Raw genomic sequence first — 23,818 nt, 5'->3', positions numbered from 1 at the left:
CAGATGGACCAGCTCGAGACCCTCAGCGCCCTGGTAGACGAGGGCACGTTCGAGGCGGCGGCTCGGCGACTGCACGTCACGGCGTCGGCCGTCTCGCAGCGCGTGAAGGCGATGGAGACCTCGACGGGCCGCGTGCTGGTGCAGCGCACGACGCCGGTGAGCCTCACCGAGGCGGGGATGGTGGTGCTCCGCTACGCCCGTCAGGTCGAGTTGCTCGAGGCCGACACGCGTCGCGCGCTCGACGGGCCGGACGATACGTCGGGAGCGAGCAGGATCGCGTTGGCCGTCAACGCGGACAGCCTCGCCACCTGGTTCCTCGAGGCGCTCGCCGGGCTGGGCGACGACCTCGGCGTGGTGTTCGACCTCCACCGCGAAGATCAGGAGCACACCACGCGGCTGCTGCGGTCGGGCACCGTGATGGCGGCGGTCACGTCGACGCGCGAACCCGTGCAGGGCTGCACGACCCAGGCGCTGGGGGCGATGCGGTATCGGGCGGTGTGCTCGCCGGGATTCGCCCTGCGGTGGGGGCTGCGGGATCCTGCGCCCTCGTCGCTGGCGGCGGCACCCGTGGTCTACTTCGATCGGGACGACGACCTCCAGGAGTCCTTCGTGCGGAAGCACACGGGCTCGGCCTCCACGGCTCCGCGGCACTACATCCCGACGTCGGACGACTTCGCGCGGGCCGTCGCACTCGGCTTCGGCTGGGGCGTGCTGCCCGAGCAGCAGTGTCTCGGGGCCATCGCCGAGGGGCGGCTGGTCGAGCTGGCGCCGGACGATCCGCTGGACGTTCCGCTCTACTGGCAGCGCTGGAACCTGGCGTCCGTGCTGCTGGACGCGGTCACCGAGGCGGTGCGGGTGGCGGGGGCCGGTTCGCTGCGGCAGTAGGTGTCGCGGATGGGGCCGGGCGTGACGGCCCCGGCGTCGTGCGCACCAGCGTGCCTCGCGCACACGTGCCGTGAGGCGCGCCCTACGGCGACGAGAGCGCGGGCGACGGCCAACGGAGCGTGACGACCGTGCCGCGGCCGGGAGCGCTGACGATGTCCGCCGTGCCGCCGCAGTTCTCCACGCGCTCGACGATGGACACCCGCACCCCGAGACGCTCGGACGGCAGTTCCGTGTCGAACCCCGCTCCGTCGTCCCCGACGATGACGACGGCCGTGTCACCGTCTGCGACGACCCCCAGCCACCGCGCGGCGTCCTCACCGGCGTGCTGGCAGCTGTTCACGAGTGCCTGAACCGCGGCGTCGGCCAGGGTCTGCGCGATGTCGGCCGGCAGGTGGAGCCAACCCGCCTCGCTCTCGGGCGAGAGGTGGGCCTCGGGGTCGAGGTGGACGCGCGCTCGGTCCAGTCGCTCCCGGATCCGCGCGAGCGGCACCTCCTTGCCGGCAGCTCTCGGGGCCTCCGCAGCCGTGACCAGCCGCGTCATGCTGGTTTCCGCCATGACGGAGGCCAGGCGGCGCGCGCGCGGAGTCTCGGCCCTCGAGGCCGACAGGAGGGCGGTCAGGACGCCGTCGTGCACGATCGAGTCGACCTGGACGCGCTCCAGCTCCGTGGCGTGCTCGCGCACGGCGTCGCCGTAGCGGCTGACCGCGGCCCCCTGAGCCGCATCGACGTCGTGCGCGGCCTTCCTCAGCAGCACGACCAGCACCAGCACGGCCGCTCCGAGGACGACGGTGTAGGTGCTGTCGAGCAGGGCGTGCCCGACCGACGCCCCACCGCCCGACGGCGTCTGGCGCACGACGAAGAACACGGCCGGGATCAGCACGAGGTAGACCGACGCGATCAACGGCCGGAACGCGAACACCCCCGTCGCGAGGACGAGATTGCAGACGAACCAGAGCCACGGCACCGAGGGCTGGACCAGCGCAGGATCCCGCACCGTCAGCGGCCAGGTCGCCATCGACACGAGATAGACGATCGGCACGATCGGGGCGGCGACCTCGACGGATCGGCCGGCGAATCCGGCGACCGCGGTCGCGAGGAACGCCCCGAACAGAGCGACGACGACGATCAGCGACAACGGTGCGCGGAGGACGTCCTGCTGCAGGATCGCGAACGGCAGTCCCTGCGCCCCGAACACGACCGTGAACACGGCGAGGCACCGGCCGAGGATCCTCTCGAGCAGGAGGCCGGTGATCGGCCGGAGAGGTCCGCGCCGGCTGGGCACGGGAACGAGCGCGGGCTCGCGAACAGTCATGTCGGGTTTTCGTGTCGGGTGACGCCGAGGCCCGGGTGGAACGCTCGACGGGATCGAAAGAGTACTGGCCCGGCGCAGGCATCGGGAGGGTGATCCGCGAAACGAACCGTGTATTGGGGGTGCGCCGCGTCGCCCCCTACGATCGGGGCATGGCACTCCTGCACAAGTCGGAACTGACTCCGTCGAAGACCGAGATCCTCGCCGACTGGGCCCGGGCGCAGCCCTGGTTCGACGGCGATCCCGAGCGCGACTTCGACAAGGTCGCCGCGTTCCGGTTCGACGATCCCGAGGGGCGCGTCGGCATCGAGACGCTGTTCGTCAGCGCAGGCGCGGGGCCCGTGCTGCAGGTGCCGCTGACCTATCGCGACACCGCTCTCGCGGGCGGTGAGGCCTGGCTGCTCGGCACGATGGAGCACTCCGTCCTCGGCACCCGGTTCGTCTACGACGCCCTCGGCGATCCCGCGTACCTCGCCGCGGTCGCGAATGCGGCCCTCGGCGGCGGAGTCCAGGCCGACGAGTTCTACGAGATCGACGGAGCCCGGGTCCCCCGTGAGCCCACCGCCGTCGCAGCGGGGAGCGGGGCGGCAGGATCACGAGAGGTCACCGCACCCGACGTCGCCGCCGTGGCGACCCGCGACGACGACGGGATCACCGTCGCGAGCGCCGGCGACCTGCGGGTGGCCCTGGCCAGGGTGCCCGGCGCGGACGCGGCGGCCCTTGCCGCGGCCGCCGGCACCGGAGCCGAGCGCGAGGTGCTGAGCGGCTCGTGGCAGGGTCACGACGAGCCCATGACGCTGGTCGTCGTCGCCCGCGACTGATGAAGCCCGGCCCGCCGAGCCGAAGCCCGGCGGGTCGAGCCGCCGTCCCTACTCCGAGTCGGCGACCCGGCGGCGGCGAGCTGCAACGGTGAGACCGAGGCCGAGCGCGAGGAGCACTCCGGCAGCACCGAGCGGAGCGACCACGTCCGTGCCCGTGTAGGCGAGCGTCGAGTCGTCGTCCGACGCGACCGGCGCGACGGCCGGCCCGGTCGTGCCGACCGCCGCGGGTGCGGGGGCCGGAGCCGTGACGGGAGCAGTCGGCCGCGTGGTGCCGCCGTTGGGCGTCGACGTCCCGCCGGTCGGACCACTGAGACCGGCGACGCGCGCGAAGTACGCGTTCGAGCCGGTCACTCGCTGCCCGGAGAGCACACCGGTGGCCGTGACGGTGCCGACGTCCTGGTGGTCGGTGTCGCCCGCGGAGACGCCGCTGAGGTTCGCGGTGCAGGGGAAGCTGACACCGACGGCGAAGTGACCGGAGAACGAGGTGCCGCTGGTCGGCCCGCCGAGAGCGGAGAAGTCGCAGCTGAGCCCGGTGACGGTGCCGTTGGACACGACGCGGTCGGAGACCTGGACGTTCTGCAGAACGTCGCTGCCGGTGTTGGTGACGCGGTAGACCAGCGACGCGGTGCCGTCGGCCCCGAGGGTGACACGGGCGGCATCGGTGTCGGCGGCGTTACCGCGGGAGTCGCCCTTGACGATGGCGACGGCCGGGTTGACCCCGACGCCGGTGCCGCCGCCGGAGGACTGCTGGTCGACGGCCGTGGCCGCCTGCGAGCGCCGGGCGCCGCCCTGCACGGTGACGACTCGGGCCGTGTTGGTGAACGTCTGCGATGCGGTGGAGACGCCCGTCGCCTTGGGAAGGCTCGCGTCGATCACCACGCGGTACTCGTGGAGCGCGACAGCCGGACCCCAGCCGACCGTGAGGGACGTGGGGCTGCACGAGGTCGAGGCCGGCGTCGTCGGGGTACGACCGACCATGGTCCCGGCGGCGTTGAGGCGGACGTCCAGGTACGAGATGGTCGAGCAGTCGAACGTCCACTTCTGGTCGGAGCCGACCGTGTCGGTCGTCGTGGCCGACTCGAACGGTCCGACCGGAGTCGAGATGTTGTACGCGAGGAAGTCGGTCCCGTTGGTGCGACCCTGGTCGGGTCGCGTGTACACGCCGTACTTCGAGGGACGGTCGGTGCCGGTCGGTGAGCCGGTCGGCGTGACCGGGACGGTGAAGACCCGCCCGTCGCCGCTCGTGTACGTGAGCGGAGTCGTGACGCCCGCCGGCGTGCTGGAGGCCGAGAAGTTCGAGGTGACGAAGGCGGTGCCGTGGGTGTCGAAGTGCGTCGACGCGTAGTCCGTCATCGTGAACGTGATCACGGCCGGCATCGTCTGCGAGAGGACGGCGTTGGCCACCACCGCTCCACCGTCGGGGTCGACGAGCGCGAAGCCCTGCGGAAGATTGCGCAGGTTCGACGGGAGCGTCAGCGTGAAGGTGTCGCCGGACTGCGTGCCGTTGGGCACCCTCCAGTCGATCTCCGTCGTGAGCTGTGCGCCCAACCGGGGATCCGTCGGAGCGATCCTGACGTCGGTGATGGCACCGGTGATGGGGGCCGCCTGGGCCGGTGCCGCCGCTCCAAAGAGCAGTGCGGCGAACGCCAGGAGTGGAACGAGGAGGAGGGCGGCGAGACGACGACGTCTCCCAGGGGTGAGGCGGGTGGACGGGTGAGCGGGCGCGGACAGACGCGTGGCGGGCATGCGGGACTTTCGGGTGTCGGGTGGTGGCAGAAGTCGAAGCCAGGAGGCGCGGTTGGCTTCGCTCGGCCGCGAAGGGCCGGGGAGAGCGGGTGCCTGGGTGTGCACCACCGACAAGACCTGGCGGCTTCGGTTCGCCGTCGGGTACGAACAACATAACCCCCGAACGGGGGTGATGTCTAGACCCGTCGGGTGAACGACCGGCGAAGCGCGACGTCAGCCGAGCGCGAGGGCGATGGCCTGCGCTCGTGTCGTCACGTCGAGCTTCGCGAAGATCGTGTTGACGTGGGCCTTCACCGTGGCGATGCTCACGAACAGCTTCACCGCGATCTCGGGGTTGGACAGTCCGAGGGCGATCAGCGCGAAGACCTCGGCTTCGCGCGGGGTGAGGTCGGGGTGGCGTGCGCGGAGGAGTCGGCGGACGAGCGCGGCGGCTCGACGCCGGCCGGGGAGCGATTCGCGGATCCTGCCGTCAAGCTCTGCACCAGCAGCGCACCCACCGAGGCCTCGAAGATCGACTGACCGGCGGCGACCGCCCGGATCGCGCTGGCGAGCTCCTTGCGCCCGGCGTCCTTGGTGAGGTACCCGCGAGCGCCGGCCCGCAGGGCGCCGACGATCGACTCGTCGTCTGCGAAGGTCGTCAGCACGAGCACGGCCGTCGCCGGGTGGGACGCGAGGACACGTGCGGTCGCTTCGGCGCCCGACAGCTGGGGCATGCGGAGGTCCATGAGCACGACGTCGGGCGTCAGCTCGTCGACGAGACGGACGGCCTCGGCCCCGTCGGCGGCCTGCCCGACGATCTCGAAGTCGTCGACCAGGGAGAGCATCGTCACCAGGCCGTCGCGGACGATCGCCTGGTCGTCGGCGACCACGATCCTGATGGAGCCCGCCGGTGTCGTCTCCGTCACCGCGTCACCACCTCTCCTCGATGACGAACTCCGCCCCGCGCCGCTCGGCGTCGACCCACGAGGCATCGCCCAGCTCGGCCACCCGCTCGCGCATGCCCGGAAGCCCGTGGCCGCCTCCCGGCGACACGGCTTCCGACGCCGGAACGGGGTTCGACACCCGAAAGCGCAGGATGCCACGGTGCCGGTCGAGCGAGAAGACCAGAGTCACGGTCTCGCCGGGGGCGTGCCGACGCGCATTGCTCAGCGTCTCGCGGAGCACCCCGGCCACCGCGCGCGCGTGCTCCGGATCGAGCTGATCGAGGGCGGACCTGCCCTCGACGACCGAACGGCCGCCCAGCGATTCGTGAGCAGCCATCAGGCGCTCGAGAGCGTCGGGCGCCCCGAGAGCATCGCGTTCGGGGCTGGGGTCGGCATCCGGGTCGCGCAGCGTCGCGACGGCCCGCCGAGCCTCGCCCAGCCCTTCGGCGGCGAGCTGCCGGGCGGCGAGCACCCGGGCCGCGGCGTCGTCGGTGCGGCCGTTCTCGAGCAGGGCCTCGACGGCGTCGAGCTGGATGACGAGCCCGCCCAGGCTGTGGGCGAGGACGTCGTGGATGTCGCGGGCGACCCGAGCACGGTCGGCCAGCAGACTCGAACGCTGCTGCTCGCGGTCGATCTCGAGATCGCGGGCGAGGAGTTCGCGTTCGCGTTCGGCGGCGATCCTGGTCTGCCTCCGGTTGAAGCCGATCACGAAGCCGATCGCCAGGCCTCCCAGGACACCGAGGAGGAACGACGGCGGGCGCCCGTACGCGATCGAGGTCGCGGTGACGATGGCCGCGCCGACGAGTGCGAAGGAGGCCCCGACGGCGATCGGGTGACGCCTGTCGACAGTGACGGCGAGCACCGCGATGATGGCGGGGGTGATCATCAGCGCATCGGTCGCCTGCACCATCGTGGTTCCGCCGAGGAGCATCACGACGGCCGAGACGTCGCCGAGCCGGTTCTCGCGGGTGAACGCGCGGACCACCCAGGCGACGAGAGCGACCAGGCTGATCGCGATCACCGGGGTCGTCAGGTGCGCGCCGGCGACGTGACCCGCGAAGAGCCAGAAGGCCACGATGATCGCTCCGATGCCGTTGAGCGCCGAACCCAGACCGCGCGGGCGGTCCGGGTCGGAGGAAAGGCGGCGGTCACACCGCCATCATGCCCTGACAGTCGAGACCTGCGGCATGCGGCCGTCCATCATGAGGGCCGAAGCGGCGCGGCTGGCGGCGACGGTGAGCAGGATCACGCCGGTCGCGGTGAGCAGGTGGGCGCCCATCATCCCGCCGACCACGTCGAGGCCGACGCGCACCACGATGAGGACCACCCAGAGCGCGGCGCCCGCGCCCCGGAGCGCGCCTCGATCCTGCGCCCCTTCGAATCGGGCGTCGCCGCCACCCGGAACACCGTCAGGCGCCCCATGAGGAGACCGATCACGACCGCGAGGACGAGCTCGATGCCGATGATGGTGATGTCCGGGGCGCCGACGGTCGCGTTCTTCGCGGTCGACGAGAGGTTGATGACGCCGATCACGCCGAGGATCAGCGGCATGCGCCAGACGCTCGCGCGGTCGGTCCGCGTCCAGCGCAGCTGACGGTAGGCGATGAAGCCGACGAGCGCGAGCCCGATGACGATGTTGGTGAGGAGCTGGACCGACACGGTGTGACCTTTCTTCTGGGGATGTCTCAAGAGTTGCAGCGGCAGCCGGGCCGGCCCACCACCCACGGGTGGAAGTGCGGGGTGGAGATCCCAGCGCGCCGTGGCAGGCTGGAGGCATGGCTTCCTCCCGCGGCTCGTCCCGCGACACCGTCGGCTCCGGAGACGACGCCCCGCTCGAGATCACCATCGGTGCGGGCCAGGCCAGAATCGATCCCGACCGCTGGAGCCCCGGCTCGTACACGCTCGTCGTCGACGGCACACCGCAGTCGCACGTCGACCTCGACGATCCGACGCACCTCGCCTTCGAATACGTGCGCAGGATCGGGCACGCCATCGACCTCCTCCCGCCTGGCCCGCTCACGGCCCTGCACCTCGGGGCCGGCGCCCTCACGCTGCCCCGCTACGTCGAGGCCACCCGGCCGGGCTCGCGCCAGCAGGTCGTCGAGCTCGAGCAGGGCTTGGTCGACCTGGTTCGCGCCCAACTGCCGTTCCCGCGCGGCGCGTCGATCCGGGTGCGCTACGGCGACGCCCGCGAGGTGATGGAGAAGCTGCCCGCCGGCCTGCGCGGCACCGTCGATCTGCTGGTCGTCGACGTGTTCGGCGGGTCACGCATCCCCGCGCACGTCACCTCGCTCGAGTTCTACACGGCCGCGGCCGCGTTCCTCTCCCCGACCGGCATGCTGATCGTCAACTCGGCCGACGGTGCGGGCCTCGCGTTCGCCCGCGGCCAGGCGTCGACGCTCCAGACCGTCTTCGAGCACGTCGTCGCCGTGGCCGACCCGGGCACCTTGAAGGGTCGGCGGTTCGGCAACGTCGTGCTGGTCGGATCGCACTCCGAGCTGCCGGTCGACCGCATGCCCCGCGTCTACTCCTCCGACCCGCTGCCCGCCAAGGTCGTGGCCGGGCGCGAGCTGCGCGACTTCGTCGCCGGGGCGCCCGTCGTCACGGACGCCACCGCCGTGCCGTCCCCCGAGCCGTCGCGATCGGTGTTCGGCGGCCGCTGACTCCAGCGCCCGCGCGCACCGGCACCGTCCTCCTGTCCCGGCCCGCCCCGCCCCGCGCACCCGCCCCGCACACCCGCCCCGCACACCCGCCCCCGCCCCGCCCCTGCCCCGCGCCGCTGCAGCCCCCACCCCGCAGAAATCGAAGGGGATTTTCGCGGCGACGACGGCTTCATGCCGATCGGGCAGGGTCGGCGCGAAAATCCCCTTCGATTTCGGGAGGGAGGCAGGGAGAGGGGGCTGGCTGGCTGGCTGGGGACTACTGCTCGGGGGCAGGATCCGCGGGCGGCTGCGCCCCACCGAGCAGATCGCGCAGGCGCGCCTCGGCGTCGTCGGGTGCGCTGGCAGCCTCGGCGTTGGCCTCGGTGACCGCTCGCACGACCTCTTCGCGCTGCACCTTGATGCCGCGCGGGGCGTCGATGCCGACGCGAATGCCGTCGCCGCGGGAGTCGAGGATGGTGAGGACGATGTCGTCACCGATGAGGATCCTCTCCCCCACCTTGCGCGTAAGCACCAGCATCCCGCAAGACTACCGGGGTGTGGTCCTGTCTGCCGCAACGCGTTTCCCGGACATTCACACGCGCCGCGGCGCGTTGAGTTGTCCGGGAAACGCGTCGCGGCGGCGACCTACGCGTCGGTCCAGCCGACGGGGAGGCCGAGAGTGCGCACGGTGTCGGGCGTCGAGGTGCCCGCCAGGCCCGCCGCGGCGAGCCCGTCGGCGTCGATGACGGCGGACGCCGTCGCGAGGAACCGCTCGGTGTCGGCGTGCTTGCGCCCGGCGTCGACGGCGAACCAGATCTGGTCGGGCGCGAGCGCGGCGACGATCTCGGCCGTGGCCGAATCCCACCCCACGGCGACGAAGGTGGCCCGGTCGAGCTCCACGCCGGACGCCCTGGCCTCGAGCGCGCCGCGTCGGTCGGTGACCCTGACGAATCGGCCGTCGGCGCAGGATCCTGCCACTCGGATGGCCGCGCGCTGCAGGCTCGAGCCCTCGGCCATCGCCTGCGCGACGGCGACCGTGTCGGGGCGCTCGCCCACCACGACGACCAGGTCGCCCGGGCCGTCGAGCAGGTCAGGGGCCGGGCGGGGCGCCTCGGGTGCTGCGGGCGCCACCGGGGTCGCAGTCATCTTGACGACCGGCTCGGGAACGACCGGCTCGGGAACCAGCGGCTCGGGAACGACGGGATCGGTGATGACGCCGTTGAAGGCGAGATCGTCCATGAGGTCGGCGAAGGCGCCGGATCGGGTGGAGACCGCGGGCTCGGCGGGCTTCTCCTCGAGCGCGAACGCCTCCTCGGCGTCTTCGGCGTCGGCCAGGAGCGCGGCGAGCCCCACGCGCTGCGCCGGCGTGGGTGAGAAGGCCGCCTGCGAGGCGGGGGTGTCGGAGGCGCGGCGACCGGGCGCGTCCCGCCCCGTTCGCGCCGCCCGGCGACCGCGCTCGGGCAGTTCGACGGTGGCCTCGACGTAGCGCTTGGCGAAGAGCCCGGCGATGCCACCGGAGGTGACGCGTTCCGCCGCCACGATGCGGGCGCGCGGGCCGTGCTCGACGCGCACCCGGGTGGCGATCTCGTCGAGGGTCTTGCCCGTGACGGTGATGCTCGGCCCGCTCATCGCTTCATCCTCTCAGACGGGGTCGGTGGACGACAGGGTCAGGCGGCGAGCGAGTCGACGCCGCGCACGACCCCGACCGTCTCGATGGTCACGTTGCCCGCCGTCGCCTCCTGGTACGACAGGACGGGCAGGCCGCCGGTCTGCGCCGAGACGAGGCGGCGGATCGCAGGACGCAGAGCCGGCGCGCAGACGAGGACGGCGCTCAGCCCGGACGCCTCGACGTTCTGCACCTGGGCCTTGAGGGACGACAGGATCGTCTCGATCCGGTGCGCGTCGAGCAGGATCTGAGTCCCGAGCTCCGAGGGACGCAGGCCCTCCAGGAGCGACTGTTCGAGACCGGGCTCGATCATGATGACGCGCAGGGTGTTCCCGTCGAGGTACTGCGCGCTGAGTGCCGGGCCGAGAGCCGCGCGGGCCGCCTCGACGAGCCCTTCGGGGTCGGTCGACACCTTGGCGCGGAGCGTCAGCGCCTCGCAGATCCGGCCGAGGTCGTTGATCGGGATCTGCTCCTGCAGGAGGCCCTGGAGAACGCGCTGCAGCTCGGCCATGCTCAGCATGCTCGGGATCAGCTCGTCGACCGCCGGGGCGTTGACGGTCTTGACGCCCTCGACGAGCACGCGGACGTCCTCTCGGCTGAGCAGGCGGGCGGCGTTGTCGGTGATGATCGACGAGAGGTGGGTGACGAGCACCGAGACGCGGTCGATCACGGTGGCGCCGGTCATCTCGGCGGAGTGACGCATCTCGGCCGGGATCCACTTGCCGGCGAGGCCGAAGACGGGCTCGACGGTGCTCGTTCCGGGCAGCGCGTCGAGGAGGTCGCCGAGCGCCAGGACCTTGGAGGCGGGAGCGACGCCGCGACCCGCTTCGACCCCGGCGATCCGGATCGCGTAGGTCGACGGCGGCAGCTCGACGCTGTCGCGGGTGCGGACCGGTGGCACGACGACCCCGAGCTCCATGGCGATCTTGCGGCGCAGGGCGCGGACGCGGCCGAGGAGGTCGTCGGAGGCGCCGGAGACCATGTCGACGAGGTCGGGGGCGAGCTGGATCTCGAGCGCGTGCACGCGCATCTGCTCGAGGAGGTCCTCGGTGGTCTCGGAGGGCGCGACCGCCTGCGTCATCGCGGCCAGCTCGAGATCCTGTGCCGCCTTCTTCTCCCGGGCCTTGATGCGGTAGCCGATGAAGAGCAGGCTGCCGCCGACCAGGATGAACGGCACGATCGGCATGCCGGGGATGAATGCCATGCCGATGGCGGCGACTCCGGCGATCATGACGGCGGTGCGGGACTGCGTGAGCTGCGACGACGCCGTCGAACCGAGGTCCGACTCCGCGTTCGAGCGGGTGACGATCATGCCGGTGGAGACGGCCATCAGCAGAGCCGGGATCTGGGTGACGAGGCCGTCGCCGATGGTGAGGATGCCGTACTTGCTCAGCGCGTCGCCGATGGCGAGACCGCCCGACACCATTCCGGTCGCGATGCCGCCGATCAGGTTGATGATGATGATCAGGATGCCGGCGATCGCGTCGCCCTTGACGAACTTCGAGGCACCGTCCATGGCCCCGTAGAAGTCGGCCTCGCCGGCGACCTCCGCGCGGCGCTTCTTGGCGATCTCGTCGGTGATGAGCCCGGCGTTGAGGTCGGCGTCGATCGCCATCTGCTTGCCGGGCATGGCGTCGAGGGTGAAGCGAGCGCCCACCTCGGCGACGCGCTCGGCGCCCTTCGTGACGACGACGAACTGGATGACGACCAGGATGAGGAAGATCACGGCGCCGATGATGACCGAGCCGCCGACGGCGACGTGCCCGAAGGCCTGGATGACCTCCCCGGCGAAGCCCTTGCTCAGCACCAGGCGGGTCGACGCCACGTTGAGTCCGAGGCGGAACAGCGTCGCGACGAGCAGCAGCGAGGGGAACACCGAGAAGTCCATCGGCTTCTTGACGAACATCGTCGTGAGCAGGATGACCAGGGCGAGCAGGATGTTGCAGACGATCAGCGTGTCGAGCAGGATCGACGGCACCGGCACGACGAGCAGCAGGACGATGCCGACGACGCCGATGGGGACGACGAGCTTGGGAAGGTTTTTCACGAGGGTGCTCCAACCAGGGTGCTAGCCGAGGGTTCGGTGTGTTCGGACGGTTCGGGCTCGGCCGCGATGGTGCCGCCGGGCATGGTGTGCACTCCGGCGGCGGCAGAGGAGCCGCGCGCTCTGAGGGCCATGACGAAGGTCAGGACGCGGGCGACCGGTGAGTAGAGGTCGACGGGGATCTCGTCGCCGAGCTCGCAGGCGGCGTGCAGGGCGCGCGCCAGGGGAATGTCCTTGACCATCGGGACCCCCTCCTGCTCCGCCTTCTCGCGGATCCCGCGAGCGACCTCGCCGGCGCCCTTGGCGACGACGCGCGGCGCAGAACGGCCCGGCTCGTATTTCAGGGCGACGGCGACGTGGGTGGGGTTGACCATGACGACGTCGGCGTCGGCGATGTTCGACATCATGCGGCCGCGGCTCATGGCCAGTGCTCGCTGACGACGCTGCTGGCGGATGAGGGGATCGCCGTCGGACGACTTGCTCTCGTCCTTGATCTCCTTCTTCGACATGCGCGTCTTCTTGCGGTTGCGCCGCAGGACGACCATCACGTCGAGCCCGCCGAGCACGAGGCCCGCGGCGACGGCTGCGACGACGAGCGAGGAGACGCCGCCGCTGGCAGCCGAGAGCAGCGAGGTGAGCGGCAGGTTCGAGTTCATCAGCACCGGCATGAGGTTCTTGATGACGATCCAGAGCACCAGGGCGACGACACCCGTCTTCAGCAGCACCTTCGCTCCCTGCCAGAGGGCCTGCGGACCGAAGGTGTGCTTGATGCCGTTCAGCAGGTTGAAGTGCTCGAACTTGGCGATCGACTTCTTGAAATGAACGCCGCCCTGGATGATGGCGACGACCAGGACGGCGACGGCGCTGACCGCGAGCAGCGGCGCGACGATGCCGCCGATCTGGGCGAACGCGTCGAACATGGCGCTCTTCGCGGCGCCCACCGAGGGGGCGGCGATGACGTTCTTGACGGTGGCCATCTGGACGAGTCCCGCGTCGGACGCCCGGGCGATCGTCGCGGGCATCATGACGACGGCGGCCCCGACCCCGACCCAGGCGGAGAGATCCTGCGACTTGGACAGCTGGCCCTTGCCGTGGACCTCCTTCATCCGCTTCTCGGTCGCCTGCTCGGTCTTCTCGCCGGACGCGTCGGACATCAGCTCACCCCCACCAGGACGTCGACGGCCTGCTTCGACAGCGTCGAGACGATCTGCGGCAGCGCCACGAAGACCATGCCGCCGAGACCGAGCGTGATCATGATCTTGAGCGGGTAGCCGAGTTGGAACGCGTTGAGCGCGGGAGCGACTCGGGTCAGGAGCCCGAGGCCCGCGTCCGCGAGGAACAGGACGACGATCAGCGGACCCGCGATCTGCAGCGTCGCGACGAACATCTGCGTCACGGCCTTCACGATGAGGGCGGCCGGGTGCGAGAGGTCGATTCCGACGCCGATCGGCACCGCGTCGAAGGTGCGCATGATGCCGCCGATGATCAACTGGTAGCCGCCCGAGGTGAACATGAGCACGAGCGAGGTCATCTGGAACAGGCGGGTGAACTGGGCGCCGTTGACCATCGACTGCGGGTCGTAGGCCTGAGCGAGCTGGAAGCCGCCGAACAGGTCGATCGCGCTGCCGGCCGACTGGATGGCGGCGAAGACGAGCCACACGAGGAAGCCGAGCGTGGCGCCGGCGACGAGTTCGAGGACGAGCGAGACGAAGAAGTCGCCGGTGGTCTGCGCGTGGTAGCCGGGGACGATCCTGGGCGCCACGGCGATCGCGAGGCCGACCGACAGCATCGCCTTCACGTTGCCGGGGATCGCCTTGTAGGAGAACGGCGGCGCGATCATGATGAAGGCGACGATGCGGACACCCGCCAGCATCACGGCCTCCACCGCGCTCATGTCGAACCGGAAGTCCACGGTCTAGCCACCGCCCAGAAGCGACGGGATCCGGTCGAACATCGTCGTCGTGAACGAGATCATCGTGGAGATCATCCAGTTGCCGCAGACGACCAGGGCGATGGCCACGGCGATCGCCTTGGGCACGAAGGCCAGCGTCGGCTCCTGGATCTGCGTGATCGACTGGAGGAGCGAGATCGCGAAGCCGACCACGAGGGCCGTGATCAGCACGGGGGCGGCGAGCTTGCCGGCGACCAGGAGCGCCTGTACGCCGATGTCGAGGACTCCGGTCGTGTTCATGTGTTGTAGCTCTCGATCAGGCTCTTGATGATCAGGCCCCAGCCGTCGACGAGCACGAAGAGCAGGATCTTGAAGGGCAGCGAGATCATGACCGGCGGCAGCATCATCATGCCCATCGACATCAGGGCGGCGGAGACGACGAGGTCGATGACCAGGAACGGGATGAAGATGACGAAGCCGATGATGAAGGCGGCGCGGAGCTCCGAGATCATGAAAGCCGGAATCAGCGTCAGCATGGGCGTCGCGTTCATCGTGGCCGGGTTCGCCTTCTTGGCGGCCCGCGTCATCAGCGCGATGTCCTCCTCGCGGGTGTGGCCCAGCATGAAGTGGCGCATCGGCCCCTCCGCGAGGGTGATCGCGTGCTGGAAGTCGATCTTGCCGGCGAGGTAGGGCTGCAGGGCGAGGTCGTTCACGTGCATCAGCACGGGGCCCATGATGAACAGGCTGAGGAAGAGCGCGAGACCGGCGATGACCTGGTTCGGCGGGATCGACTGGAGGCTGAGCGCGTTCCGGGTCATGGCCAGGACGACGAAGATCTTGGTGAAGCTGGTCATCATCAGCAGCAGGGCCGGCGCGACGCTGAGGAGCGTGAGGCCGAGGAGCGTGACGACGGCGGAGGACGGGGTCCCGTCGGGGCCGTTGATGTCGACGGAGAGCCCGCCGGTGCCGGTGGTGGCGGGAGCCGTGGGGCCGGTCGGCGCGACGGGGGCCGTCGGCGCGACCGGAGCGGCGTGGGCGCCGTGCGCCTGGAGGAGGACGAAGCCTGCGACGAAGGCCAGCAGGGCGACGACGACGGTCGTGACCCGGAGGGCGCGGGCCAGGCGAGAGCGGCGGTGGCGACGGAGCTCGACGCTGGTGACGAGCACCGGAGCCGTGGCCGGGCCGAGGCCCAGGATCTTTGCGGCGAAGGAGTGCTCGAACCCGGCGCGGAGGGCGGTGACGAGAGCCGAGGAGCGGTTGCCCTCGGCCGAGCCGAACAGGACGATTTGCGGCGCGCCGGAGGGAGCCGCGGCCCACGTGGAGCGGCGGCGGGGCTGGTCCGTCATGCGCGCTTCTGCGATCTCATGGCTGCGGCGGCCTGCTTCCAGGTGGCGGCGGAGAGGATCGAGCCGGCCAACGGGGCGGCCTGCGCGGGGGCCGCCGGTGCGGCCGCGGCTGCGGCTCGGGCGGCGCGGCGGGGGCTGTCGATCGGGGTGGCCGCGGGAGCCGGCACCACGACGGCGGGCTGGGCGGCGAGGGTCTGCGCGAACGTCGCGGCCGGAGCCGCGGCCGCAGCGGGCGCGATCGCGGTGACGATGGCATCCTGCGGGGCCTCTTTCGACCCGAGGACGCTGACGCTCTGCTCGGTGACGCCCAGGACGTACCGGACACCCTCGACGTCGACGACGGCGACGGACGCCTTGCCCGAGATGCCCTGGCGGGCCACCACGGTGACGTGCTTCGCCTGACGGGTGACGCGACCGGTCTTTGCGATCTTGCGCTGGATGAACCAGAGCAACCCCAGCACGGCGGCGAGGAGACCACGACCCGCAGGCCGACGAAGAGAGTGTCCACGGTCAGTTCTGCCCGTCCGCGATGTCGAGGATCTGCGTGATCCGGACCGCGTAGTCCTGGTCGACGACGACGACCTCGCCGTGCGCGATCAGGCGGCCGTTGAGCAGGACGTCGGCGGGAGCACCGGCGGAGCGGTCGAGTTCGATGACGGCGCCAGGCTCGAGGAGAGGACGTCGCGGACGCTCATGCGCGTGCGGCCGATCTCGACGGTCAGCGCCATCTCGACGTTGTTGATGCGGCCCAGCTTGTCTGCGACCGACCCCTGGAAGCTCGAGGCCGACGAACCGACGACGCCGTTCTCACGGACCCGCACGACGAACCAGCCGGCCGGGCGACCGGCGTCGACGAGCTCGAACACGATGCTGGCGGGATCCGAGGCCAACTCGGCCGCGCCGCCGTGGTGCACGTCGCCGAGCACGCCGACTCCGAGCGCCTGACCGGCGGCCTCCAGCGCGGGACGCAGCAGATCCGTGGCCTCGAGGCCGGCCTCGGCCGCACCGGGGAGGTCGGCGACGACGACGGCGAAGTCGGCCGAGACGTCGCCGACGAAGTTCGCCGTGACGGCTCCGGAGAGGACGTCCTCCGGCACGAAGGAGGCCAGCTGGGTGACCAGCGGGACGCTCGAGGGCAGCTGCGAGGCGAGTGCCGCGGCTGCTGCCGAGTGCAGGGCTGTGACGGTCGTGGTCATGCGAGTCTCTCTTCGGTGGTGACGATGATCCCGGCCAGGCGCGAGCCGTTGGCCCCGACCGCGGCACGGCCGACGGTCTGCCCGTCGATGGTGACGTCGAGAGGGCGGTGCTCGGGGTGCGGGAGAGCCAGCAGGTCGCCGACCGCGAGGTCGAGGACCTTGCTGGGCAGCACCTGCGCGGGGAGGAACTGGAGGGCGACCTCGACCGGGACGGCGGCCAGCTGGCTGTCGATCAGCTCGCGGGCGTTGGCCGTGGTGGAGGTCGGGTTGGTCTCACCGAGCTGCGGGAGCAGGATCTCCGCGGGCAGGGCGAGCGTCGCCGGCGCGGTCGACTCGCCGACGCGGATCTCGAACGCGGCGACGATCATGAGGTCGCTCTTCGCGGCGGCCTGGGCGAACTGCGAGTTGTACTGGAACCCGCCCACGGAGATCGGGGTCACCAGGAGCGAGCCGAGCGAGTAGCGGAGGTCTTCGAGCGCGTCGTCCATCAGGCGGCGCACGAGGGCCTGCTCGATGGGGGTGAACTTGCGCTCGGGAAGCTCGACGCCGACCGCCGGGGTGCCACCCAGCATGTGGGTGACCCACCCCAGCGCGGCCGCGGAGGGGAACTGGATGACGGCCTTGGCCGTCGCGCCGTCGAGGGGGCAGAGCACCATCGCCGTGGTGGCCGGGAGGGACGCGGCGAACTCGTCGTAGGTCGTCATGACGACCTGCTCGCAGGTCACCTGCGAGAGCACACGCACCTTGGCGGTGAGCTGCGTGCCCCACTGGCGGGCGAACGTCTCGAAGGCGAGCTCGAGCACGCGCGAGTGCTCACGGGCCAGCGTCGTCGGACGCAGGAAGTCGTACACCTCGACCGGGCGGGCGGGCGCGGCGCGCAGGGCGCTCTGCTGGCTCGGGGCGGTCTGGTCGAGGAGGGTCACGAATACAGCTATCGGACGCTCGACGCATCACGTTAGAAAAATGTCTCGATTGGTTAGCTACTTCTCGGAGGGATCTACTTGTGCACTGCGGCCTCCGCGGCGGCGATCTTCGGGATCAGCGCGTTGACGTCGTCCTTCTGGTTCGACAGGACGACGATGTCCACCCTCCGGTTCTTCGCCAGGTCGGCGTCCGTGGTCCCGGTGGCCAGCGGCCGTGACGATCCGTAGCCCACCGATTGGATGCCGGCCGGCGGCATCCCCCGCGTTCGACCAGGTCGCGGAGGACGTCCGTCGCGCGCGCCGACGACAGCTCCCAGTTGGTCGGGTACGGCGCCGCCGAGTCGCGGGAGTCGGCGTGGCCCTCCACCGAGACCTGGTGACCGGATCCCCTCAGCACGGGAGCGATCGCGTCCATGACCGAGCGCGCCATCGTCGAGAGGTCGGCCGAGTTCGATCCGAAGAACGTCTCCGAGCCGACCAGACGGACCGTGAGGCCGCGCGCGTCCAGCGTGAACGTGACATCCTGCGTCAGGCCCTTGGCCGCGAGGTTCTTGGCGATCGCCTTCTGGATCGCCGTGAGATCGTCGACCTCCTTCGTCGCCAGCTTCGTGTTGGCCGCGATCTGGGCCGAGGTCTGGGTGGTCGCGGCGCTGGCGGTCGTCGACGACGTCGACGATCCTGCCGCGTCGCTGTTGGTCTCCTTGACGCCGTTGGCCGCTGTCGCCGTCTTCGCGTCGGTCTTCGACGCGGAGTAGCCCGAGCCGCCCTTCGTGACCTCGTCGGCCTTGACCACCGTTCCGGACGCCGTGTCGACCTTCTTCGAGTGCGTCTGGCCGAAACCGGTCGCGAGCGACTCCTTGAGCGCCGCGAACTTGTTGGCGTCCACGCTCGACATCGCGAACAGCACGATGAACATGCACATCAGGACGGTGATCATGTCCATGTAGGACGCCATCCAGCGCTCGTCCGGGTGGTCGTCGCCGTGGTCCTCGCCGCCGTGGCCCCTGCGGGACTTCTTCGAGGCGCTCATGCGGCCATGTCCGCATCCTCGGAGACCTTCTTCGACTTCACCAGCTTGCCCTCGGCCGGCAGCTGCGACTTCGGCACCATGGCCCGGAGCCGCTCGCCGAGCAGTCGGGGCTGAGTGCCCTCCTGGACCGCGAGGACGCCCTCCATGAGCAGCGTCATCCGGGCGATCTCGAGTTCCATGACGCGCTTGATCCTGCCGCCGAGCGGAAGCCAGATGAGGTTGGCCGTGAGCAGACCCCAGAGGGTCGCGACGAAGGCGCTGGCGATCAGCGGTCCGAGCTTGTCGGGGGTCGAGAGGTTCTCGAGCACGTGCGTCAGCGAGACGACGGTGCCGATGATGCCGACGGTCGGGGCGTAGCCGCCCAGTGACATGAAGAACTTGGCAGCCGTGCGCATGGTGGCGGTGCGCGACTGGATCTCGTCCTCCAGCAGCTCGCGGAGCTCGTCGCCGTCGGTGCCGTCCGCCACGCTCTGCAGGGCGCCCTTGAGGAAGGGGTCGTCGACGCCCTCGGCCTCCTGCTCGAGGGCGAGGAGCCCGTTGGCCCTGGCCTTCTCGGCGATCGTGACGAGGTCCTCGATCTGCTTGGCGGGGTTCGACTTCTTGGCCAGGATCGCGCCGGGAACGGCCTTGAACGAGTTGATCGTGTCGGAGAGGGCGCCGCTGGCGAGGCCCACGCCGATGGTCGTGCCGAACACGAGCATCATGGGAGCGGGGATGATGATCGACACGATGCCGACGTGCTCCATCGTCATCATGCCGAACAGGGCGCCGAAGGCGACGACCAGTCCGATGATTGTTGCCGGATCCATGTCAGCGCCCCCTGGTGAAGGGTGCGGGCTCGTTCGGGACGAGTTCGAGGGTCCTGGCGGGCTGCGGCTGCTCGTCGTAGGCGAGCGACACGATGCGGGAGCGGTAACGAGCGACGAGCTCGATCACCTCGGCCATCGTCTCGGTGACGATGTACTTCGCCCCGTCCACCATCACGAGGGTGGTGTCGGGGTTCTCGTGGATTCGCTCGATCAAGTCGGGGTTGATCGCGAACTGACTGTCATTGAGTCGTGTGACGACGATCATCGGCCCGTCCTAGGTCTGTGTTCTCGCGGTCCATCCGTGTCCCGCGAAGCGCGCGTCCTGCGCTGCTTACTTCTCACTATCGGCAGGCGTCTGCGCGCCGTTAGCCTGCCTCCGCCCCAAATCGAAGGGGATTTTCGGCAGGTGCCCGCCCGATCGGCATGAAGTCGAAGCGGCGGGCGGGATCCCCTTCGATTTCGGGCGTGGAGAGGTCGGAGGACGCTGCTGCCGGCATCCCGCGTGCCGAGGGTCGTTCACGCGCGGGGCGGCAACCATTCACTTCGGCGACACCCGTCGTCGGGATGCTGGGGTCCTCCCTCCACCACAGAACGGACCCCCATGCGCCCGCTCCCTCTCCGCCTCGGTGCGATCGGCCTCGCCGGCAGCGTCGTGGTCGTCGGCCTCCTCACCGGGACGGCCGGCGTCGCCTCGGCCGCCACTACGCCGTCCGCCGCGGCTCCGCCCGCTGCCGCGACCACGGCCGCGGCTACGACTTCCGCGACCACCTCACCTGTCGTCATCAACGAGGTCGAGTCGAACGGCGGTACCCCGGACGACTGGGTGGAGCTCACGACCACCGGCACCACCACCGTCGACATCTCCGGCTACGTCTTCAAAGACGACGACGACTCGCACTCGTACACGATCCCGGCCGGCACCACGATCGCGCCCGGCGGCTTCGCCGTCCTCGACACGAAGACCGCCAGCTCGCCGAACGGCTTCGACTTCGGCCTCGGTAGCGCCGACAGCGCACGCCTGTACCTCCCGGACGGTTCCACCCTCGTCGACTCGTACAGCTGGACCTCGCACGCCGGCACCACCTACGGCCGCGACCCCGACGGGACCGGCCCCTTCGAGACGACCTCCGCCTCGACCAAGGACGCGGCGAACCTGTTCACCGGCACCGTGGTCGCCACGCCCTGGCCAGGCAGCCCCGACGAGACCGCACTCGACGCCGAGTCGACCTACACCGGCGACCTCTCCGGACTCGACTACGAGCCCTCGGGAACCTCCGCCGACGGCACCCTCTGGGGAGTCGAGAACGGCAACGGCCTGCTCTACAAGATCGTGTCCGACGGTTCCGGCGGCTGGGCGCCCGCGAGCACCGGCGGCTGGGCTGCGGGTAAGACACTGCACTACGCCGACGGCACGGGCACGCCCGACGCGGAGGGCGTCACGGTGGCGGACGACTCCTCCGCCGGCGGCGTCTACGTCTCGACCGAGCGGGATGACCAGAATTCGACGGTGAGCCGTCCTGCGATCCTGCGCTTCGATGTCGCAGGATCCGCGAGCACGCTCACGGCTTCCGGCGAGTGGAATCTCGCGCCCGACTTCCCCGGGCTCGGCGCCAACTCCGGTGCCGAGGGCGTCACGTTCGTGCCCGACTCGTTCCTCACGGCGGGGAGCTTCGTCGACCAGTCGACCGGCGCCGCGTACACGCCGTCGACGTACGCGAACCACGGCGACGGGCTCTTCTTCGTCGGCATCGAGGGAACGGCGAGCGTCTACGCCTACGCCCTGATGCCGAACGGCGTCTTCCATCGGGTGGCCACGATCGCGACGGCGTTCCCCGTCGTCGCCGACGTCCAGTTCGACGCCGACCTCGGCAAGCTCTGGGTCATCTGCGACGACGCCTGCTCGGGCCAGACCGCGCTGTTCTCGCTCGACTCCGCCGGGGCGTTCACGCAGACGACGCTGTACGACCCGCCCGCGAATGCCGACCGGAGCCTGGCCAACGAGGGCTTCGCCATCGCTCCGGCCGCGACCTGCTCCGACGGTGCGCGGCTGACGTTCTTCGCGGACGACAACGACACCGACGGCTACTCGTTCCGCGCGGGGACGTACCCGTGTGAGTCGACCGGCCCGCCCGGGGGTGGATCCGGCGGAGGGACGGGCGGCGGCGGTTCGGGTACTCCCGGCACCGGCACCGGCACCGGCTCCGGCACCGGCGGCGGCACTGGCACCGGCTCCGGCAGCGGGTCAGGCACCACTCCCGTCGCGGCACCGAACCCGCTGCCCGGCGACCGGCTCACGGCCGCCAACCGCGGCGATGTCTCCGGCCCCGCCCGAGCCGCCGCGGGATCGAGCGTCACGGTCGCCGTCGGCGCCGCGCACGCCGGCGAGAAGGTCTCGGCGTTCCTGTACTCGGAACCGCGCTCCCTCGGCCGGGTAACGGTCGCGGCGGACGGCACCATCCGCGTGGCGATTCCCGCCGACGTCGACCCGGGCGCACACCGGATCGCCGTCTACGCCGCGGACGGCACCCTGCTGGGCTGGACGCCGATCACGATCACGGCCGCGGCGACGGCGGCCGCGAGCCTGGCGTACACCGGGTCGGATCCTGCCGGCCTCGCCCTTCTCGGGGCTGGGCTGCTGCTCGCCGGCGCCGGACTCGCGGTACGGCGACGTCGGCCGATCCGCCGCGGCTGATCACCGAAAGTGTGCGCACACCGGGCGTCACCGAGAAGGTGAGCCGCGCTGTGCGCACACGCGCGGGTGGAGCTCGCGACTAGCGCGTGTCTCTCAATTCTCCGCGGGTCGTGTGTGCCCTGGATCGCGCAATCTGCGGCGGCGGGTCCTTGAAGGCCGCGGGCGGCCTCCTGCGTCACCCGCCTTGCAGCTCACGAGACCAGACCACACACGACCTCCGGTTAATTGGGCGACATACGCTAGCGCTTGAGGTTGGTGAGCTCCTGCAGGACCTCGTCGGAGGTCGTGATGATGCGGGCGTTCGCCTGGAAACCGCGCTGGGCGACGATGAGGTTGGTGAACTCCTGCGAGAGGTCGACGTTCGACATCTCGAGGGTGCCGCCGGCCAGCGAGCCGCGGCCGGGCTCGCCGGGCGTGCCCAGCGTGACGTTGCCGGAGTTGGCGGTGACGACGTACCCCGAGTTGCCCGCCTTCTCGAGGCCGGCGGGGTTGGTGAAGGTCGCCAGGGCGATCTGGCCGAGGGCCGACGACTGGCCGTTGGAGAAGGACCCGATGAGCGTGCCGTCCGCCGAGATCGTGTAGCCGTTCAGCGTGCCGGCCTGACGGCCGTCGACGTCGGAGATGGCGGCGGTCGACAGGGTCGCGAAGCCGGTGACGCTCGACAGGTCGGCGGTGATACCGCCCATCGTGATCGACGAGGCGCCGGTCTGCTTGCCGTCCGCGAAGGCGAGCGTCGTGGTGCCGGTGCCGCCCTGGCCGTCGTCGCCGGCGACGTCCCAGCCGGCCGCCGTCTTGGTGAAGTCGAGGGTCAGGGTGTGCTTGGTGCCCTGCTTGTCGTACACGTCGACATCGCGCGTGATCTTGGTGCCGGTGGCCGAGTCGGAGGGCAGGTTGCCGCCGACGCTGGCCTTCGTGGTCGCCACGGCCGGCGACGTGGCACCGACCGGGAGAGTGATGTCGGTCAGGCCGCCGTTGGTGTTGACGACGCCGTCGGTGGCCGGGTACCCTGGACGATCTTGCCGTCGGTCGTGGTGAGACGACCGGTGCTGTCGAAGTCGAAGGCGCCGGCGCGCGTGTAGACGCTGTTGTTGCCGTCGCGGGTGACGAAGAACCCGTCGCCCGAGATCATCAGGTCGGTCGCCTTGCCGGTGGCCTGCGCCGAGCCCTGCGCGAAGTTCGTGGTGATCCCGGCGACCTGCACGCCGAGGCCGACCTGGGCGGGGTTGGTGCCGCCGAGGCCCTCCTGCGGGCCGCCGGCGCCCTTGGTGATCTGCGAGAGGGTGTCCTGGAACACGGTCGCGGAGCCCTTGAAGCCGACGGTGTTCACGTTGGCGATGTTGTTGCCCGTCACGTCGAGCATGGTCTGGTGGGCGCGAAGTCCGGCGATGCCGGAGTAGAGCGAACGGAGCATTGTTCTCTTCTTTCGTGGGGTAGAGGGGTGGTGAAGATCAGGAGGTGGCGGTCGACGAGGTGGGGTCGATCACGCCGGAGATGGAGTCGAGGGGGATGTCCTTGCCGCCGACCGTGACGGTCGGCACGGAGCCGGCGAACGACACGGCGCTGGCCGTGCCCTTCACGTCGGTGCCGGTGGTGGCGTCGGTGTACGACACCTGCTTGCCGACGAGGTTCGCCGCGGAGATGCGCATCTGCAACGAGAAGTTCTCGTTGCCGGTGGTGGTGTTGTTGGTGATCTGCTCCATCATCGCCAGCTGCGTGGTCTGGCCGATCATGGCGTTGGTGTCCATCGGTGACGACGGATCCTGGTTCTGGAGCTGCTTGACGAGCAGCTGCATGAACATGTCGCTGTTCATCTCCTGCGAGGGAGCGCGGGTCGTGGTGCTGGTCGCGGGAACGGACGTGGAGACCGTGCCGGTGATGCCGTCGAGTGCCATTCG

General features: G+C 70.6%; 26 protein-coding genes and 1 pseudogene. 4 read left to right on the top strand and 23 right to left on the bottom strand.

Annotated elements, in window-relative coordinates:
* Positions 1-3 precede the first annotated feature (3 nt).
* The gene (locus tag QUE79_RS06240) at positions 4-885 is read left to right on the top strand and encodes a LysR family transcriptional regulator ArgP (protein WP_350271651.1); all 882 of its coding nucleotides are present in this window, start codon (positions 4-6) and stop codon (positions 883-885) included.
* An 82-nt stretch (positions 886-967) separates the two neighbouring features.
* Here the strand turns inward: QUE79_RS06240 and QUE79_RS06235 are convergent, their stop codons facing one another.
* Positions 968-2,197 (bottom strand): sensor histidine kinase, encoded by a 1,230-nt coding sequence (locus QUE79_RS06235; RefSeq protein WP_286345918.1) that lies wholly within the window; start codon positions 2,195-2,197, stop codon positions 968-970.
* Positions 2,198-2,346: 149 nt separating this feature from the next.
* Here QUE79_RS06235 and QUE79_RS06230 point away from each other — a divergent pair, with 149 nt between their 5' ends.
* Complete coding sequence (locus QUE79_RS06230) at positions 2,347-3,015, top strand: maltokinase N-terminal cap-like domain-containing protein (RefSeq protein WP_286345917.1); 669 nt, start codon at positions 2,347-2,349, stop codon at positions 3,013-3,015.
* A gap of 48 nt (positions 3,016-3,063) precedes the next feature.
* Here the strand turns inward: QUE79_RS06230 and QUE79_RS06225 are convergent, their stop codons facing one another.
* From QUE79_RS06225 to QUE79_RS06200, 6 genes are all read right to left on the bottom strand, one after another.
* Positions 3,064-4,761, bottom strand: coding sequence for an Ig-like domain-containing protein (locus QUE79_RS06225; protein ID WP_286345916.1), 1,698 nt, complete (start codon positions 4,759-4,761; stop codon positions 3,064-3,066).
* A 213-nt stretch (positions 4,762-4,974) separates the two neighbouring features.
* A complete protein-coding gene (locus QUE79_RS06220; protein ID WP_286346854.1) occupies positions 4,975-5,115 on the bottom strand; it encodes a response regulator transcription factor in 141 nt (46 codons plus the stop codon).
* Positions 5,115-5,666 (bottom strand): response regulator, encoded by a 552-nt coding sequence (locus tag QUE79_RS06215; RefSeq protein WP_286345915.1) that lies wholly within the window; start codon positions 5,664-5,666, stop codon positions 5,115-5,117. Before QUE79_RS06215 ends, QUE79_RS06220 begins: the two co-directional genes overlap by 1 nt.
* 4 nt (positions 5,667-5,670) lie before the next feature.
* Entirely contained in the window at positions 5,671-6,759 is a 1,089-nt protein-coding gene (locus QUE79_RS06210; protein WP_286345914.1) for a sensor histidine kinase, read from the bottom strand.
* Positions 6,760-6,843: 84 nt separating this feature from the next.
* A complete protein-coding gene (locus QUE79_RS06205; protein ID WP_286345913.1) occupies positions 6,844-6,999 on the bottom strand; it encodes a hypothetical protein in 156 nt (51 codons plus the stop codon).
* Positions 6,963-7,343: a hypothetical protein gene (locus QUE79_RS06200; protein WP_286345912.1), complete on the bottom strand. Its 381-nt coding sequence runs from the start codon at positions 7,341-7,343 to the stop codon at positions 6,963-6,965. Before QUE79_RS06200 ends, QUE79_RS06205 begins: the two co-directional genes overlap by 37 nt.
* 116 nt (positions 7,344-7,459) lie before the next feature.
* On the opposite strand from QUE79_RS06200, the gene QUE79_RS06195 reads away from it, so the two are divergent.
* Positions 7,460-8,347 carry a spermidine synthase gene (locus QUE79_RS06195; RefSeq protein WP_286345911.1) on the top strand — a complete coding sequence of 296 codons (888 nt, stop codon included), beginning with the start codon at positions 7,460-7,462 and terminating at the stop codon, positions 8,345-8,347.
* A 256-nt stretch (positions 8,348-8,603) separates the two neighbouring features.
* On the opposite strand, the gene QUE79_RS06190 is transcribed toward QUE79_RS06195, so the two are convergent.
* The 14 genes from QUE79_RS06190 to QUE79_RS06130 form a co-directional block, all read right to left on the bottom strand.
* Positions 8,604-8,864 (bottom strand): carbon storage regulator, encoded by a 261-nt coding sequence (locus tag QUE79_RS06190; protein ID WP_286345910.1) that lies wholly within the window; start codon positions 8,862-8,864, stop codon positions 8,604-8,606.
* 107 nt (positions 8,865-8,971) lie between these two features.
* Positions 8,972-9,955, bottom strand: a complete 984-nt coding sequence (locus QUE79_RS06185) for a hypothetical protein (RefSeq protein ID WP_286345909.1) — start codon at positions 9,953-9,955, stop codon at positions 8,972-8,974.
* Positions 9,956-9,993: 38 nt separating this feature from the next.
* Positions 9,994-12,039 carry a flagellar biosynthesis protein FlhA gene (locus QUE79_RS06180; protein ID WP_286345908.1) on the bottom strand — a complete coding sequence of 682 codons (2,046 nt, stop codon included), beginning with the start codon at positions 12,037-12,039 and terminating at the stop codon, positions 9,994-9,996.
* Positions 12,036-13,190, bottom strand: a complete 1,155-nt coding sequence (locus QUE79_RS06175; protein ID WP_286345907.1) for an EscU/YscU/HrcU family type III secretion system export apparatus switch protein — start codon at positions 13,188-13,190, stop codon at positions 12,036-12,038. The genes QUE79_RS06180 and QUE79_RS06175 overlap by 4 nt, the downstream gene beginning before the upstream one ends.
* Positions 13,190-13,948: a flagellar biosynthetic protein FliR gene (locus QUE79_RS06170; protein ID WP_434011037.1), complete on the bottom strand. Its 759-nt coding sequence runs from the start codon at positions 13,946-13,948 to the stop codon at positions 13,190-13,192. The genes QUE79_RS06175 and QUE79_RS06170 overlap by 1 nt, the downstream gene beginning before the upstream one ends.
* Before the next feature lie 3 nt (positions 13,949-13,951).
* Positions 13,952-14,227 (bottom strand): flagellar biosynthesis protein FliQ, encoded by a 276-nt coding sequence (gene fliQ, locus QUE79_RS06165; protein WP_286345906.1) that lies wholly within the window; start codon positions 14,225-14,227, stop codon positions 13,952-13,954.
* Positions 14,224-15,009 (bottom strand): flagellar type III secretion system pore protein FliP, encoded by a 786-nt coding sequence (fliP, locus tag QUE79_RS06160; RefSeq protein WP_434011075.1) that lies wholly within the window; start codon positions 15,007-15,009, stop codon positions 14,224-14,226. Before fliP ends, fliQ begins: the two co-directional genes overlap by 4 nt.
* 260 nt (positions 15,010-15,269) lie before the next feature.
* Entirely contained in the window at positions 15,270-15,734 is a 465-nt protein-coding gene (locus QUE79_RS06155) for a flagellar biosynthetic protein FliO (protein WP_286345905.1), read from the bottom strand.
* Positions 15,735-15,783: 49 nt separating this feature from the next.
* Positions 15,784-15,888, bottom strand: coding sequence for a FliM/FliN family flagellar motor switch protein (locus tag QUE79_RS25290; protein ID WP_350271744.1), 105 nt, complete (start codon positions 15,886-15,888; stop codon positions 15,784-15,786).
* Entirely contained in the window at positions 15,870-16,469 is a 600-nt protein-coding gene (locus QUE79_RS06150; protein ID WP_350271650.1) for a flagellar motor switch protein FliN, read from the bottom strand. The genes QUE79_RS25290 and QUE79_RS06150 overlap by 19 nt, the downstream gene beginning before the upstream one ends.
* Positions 16,466-17,392 carry a flagellar motor switch protein FliM gene (locus QUE79_RS06145; RefSeq protein ID WP_286345904.1) on the bottom strand — a complete coding sequence of 309 codons (927 nt, stop codon included), beginning with the start codon at positions 17,390-17,392 and terminating at the stop codon, positions 16,466-16,468. The genes QUE79_RS06150 and QUE79_RS06145 overlap by 4 nt, the downstream gene beginning before the upstream one ends.
* A 115-nt stretch (positions 17,393-17,507) precedes the next feature.
* The gene (locus QUE79_RS06140; protein WP_286345903.1) at positions 17,508-18,422 is read right to left on the bottom strand and encodes an OmpA/MotB family protein; all 915 of its coding nucleotides are present in this window, start codon (positions 18,420-18,422) and stop codon (positions 17,508-17,510) included.
* On the bottom strand, positions 18,419-19,231 hold the full coding sequence (locus QUE79_RS06135; RefSeq protein ID WP_286345902.1) for a motility protein A: 813 nt from the start codon (positions 19,229-19,231) through the stop codon (positions 18,419-18,421). The genes QUE79_RS06140 and QUE79_RS06135 overlap by 4 nt, the downstream gene beginning before the upstream one ends.
* Before the next feature lies 1 nt (position 19,232).
* Positions 19,233-19,496 (bottom strand): flagellar FlbD family protein, encoded by a 264-nt coding sequence (locus tag QUE79_RS06130; protein WP_286345901.1) that lies wholly within the window; start codon positions 19,494-19,496, stop codon positions 19,233-19,235.
* 336 nt (positions 19,497-19,832) lie between these two features.
* On the opposite strand from QUE79_RS06130, the gene QUE79_RS06125 reads away from it, so the two are divergent.
* Positions 19,833-21,923, top strand: a complete 2,091-nt coding sequence (locus tag QUE79_RS06125; protein WP_286345900.1) for a lamin tail domain-containing protein — start codon at positions 19,833-19,835, stop codon at positions 21,921-21,923.
* A gap of 239 nt (positions 21,924-22,162) precedes the next feature.
* On the opposite strand, the pseudogene QUE79_RS06120 reads toward QUE79_RS06125, so the two are convergent.
* A pseudogene (locus QUE79_RS06120) lies at positions 22,163-23,334 on the bottom strand (flagellar hook protein FlgE).
* 37 nt (positions 23,335-23,371) lie between these two features.
* On the bottom strand, positions 23,372-23,815 hold the full coding sequence (locus QUE79_RS06115) for a flagellar hook assembly protein FlgD (protein ID WP_286345899.1): 444 nt from the start codon (positions 23,813-23,815) through the stop codon (positions 23,372-23,374).
* Between the last annotated feature and the right edge of the window lie 3 nt (positions 23,816-23,818).

This window comes from Frondihabitans sucicola, assembly GCF_030296615.1.
In the GTDB taxonomy this organism is placed as follows: Bacteria; Actinomycetota; Actinomycetes; order Actinomycetales; family Microbacteriaceae; genus Frondihabitans; species Frondihabitans sucicola.
Note: the sequence above shows the minus strand (reverse complement) of the source record. Positions and strands in the feature narration are given on the sequence as shown.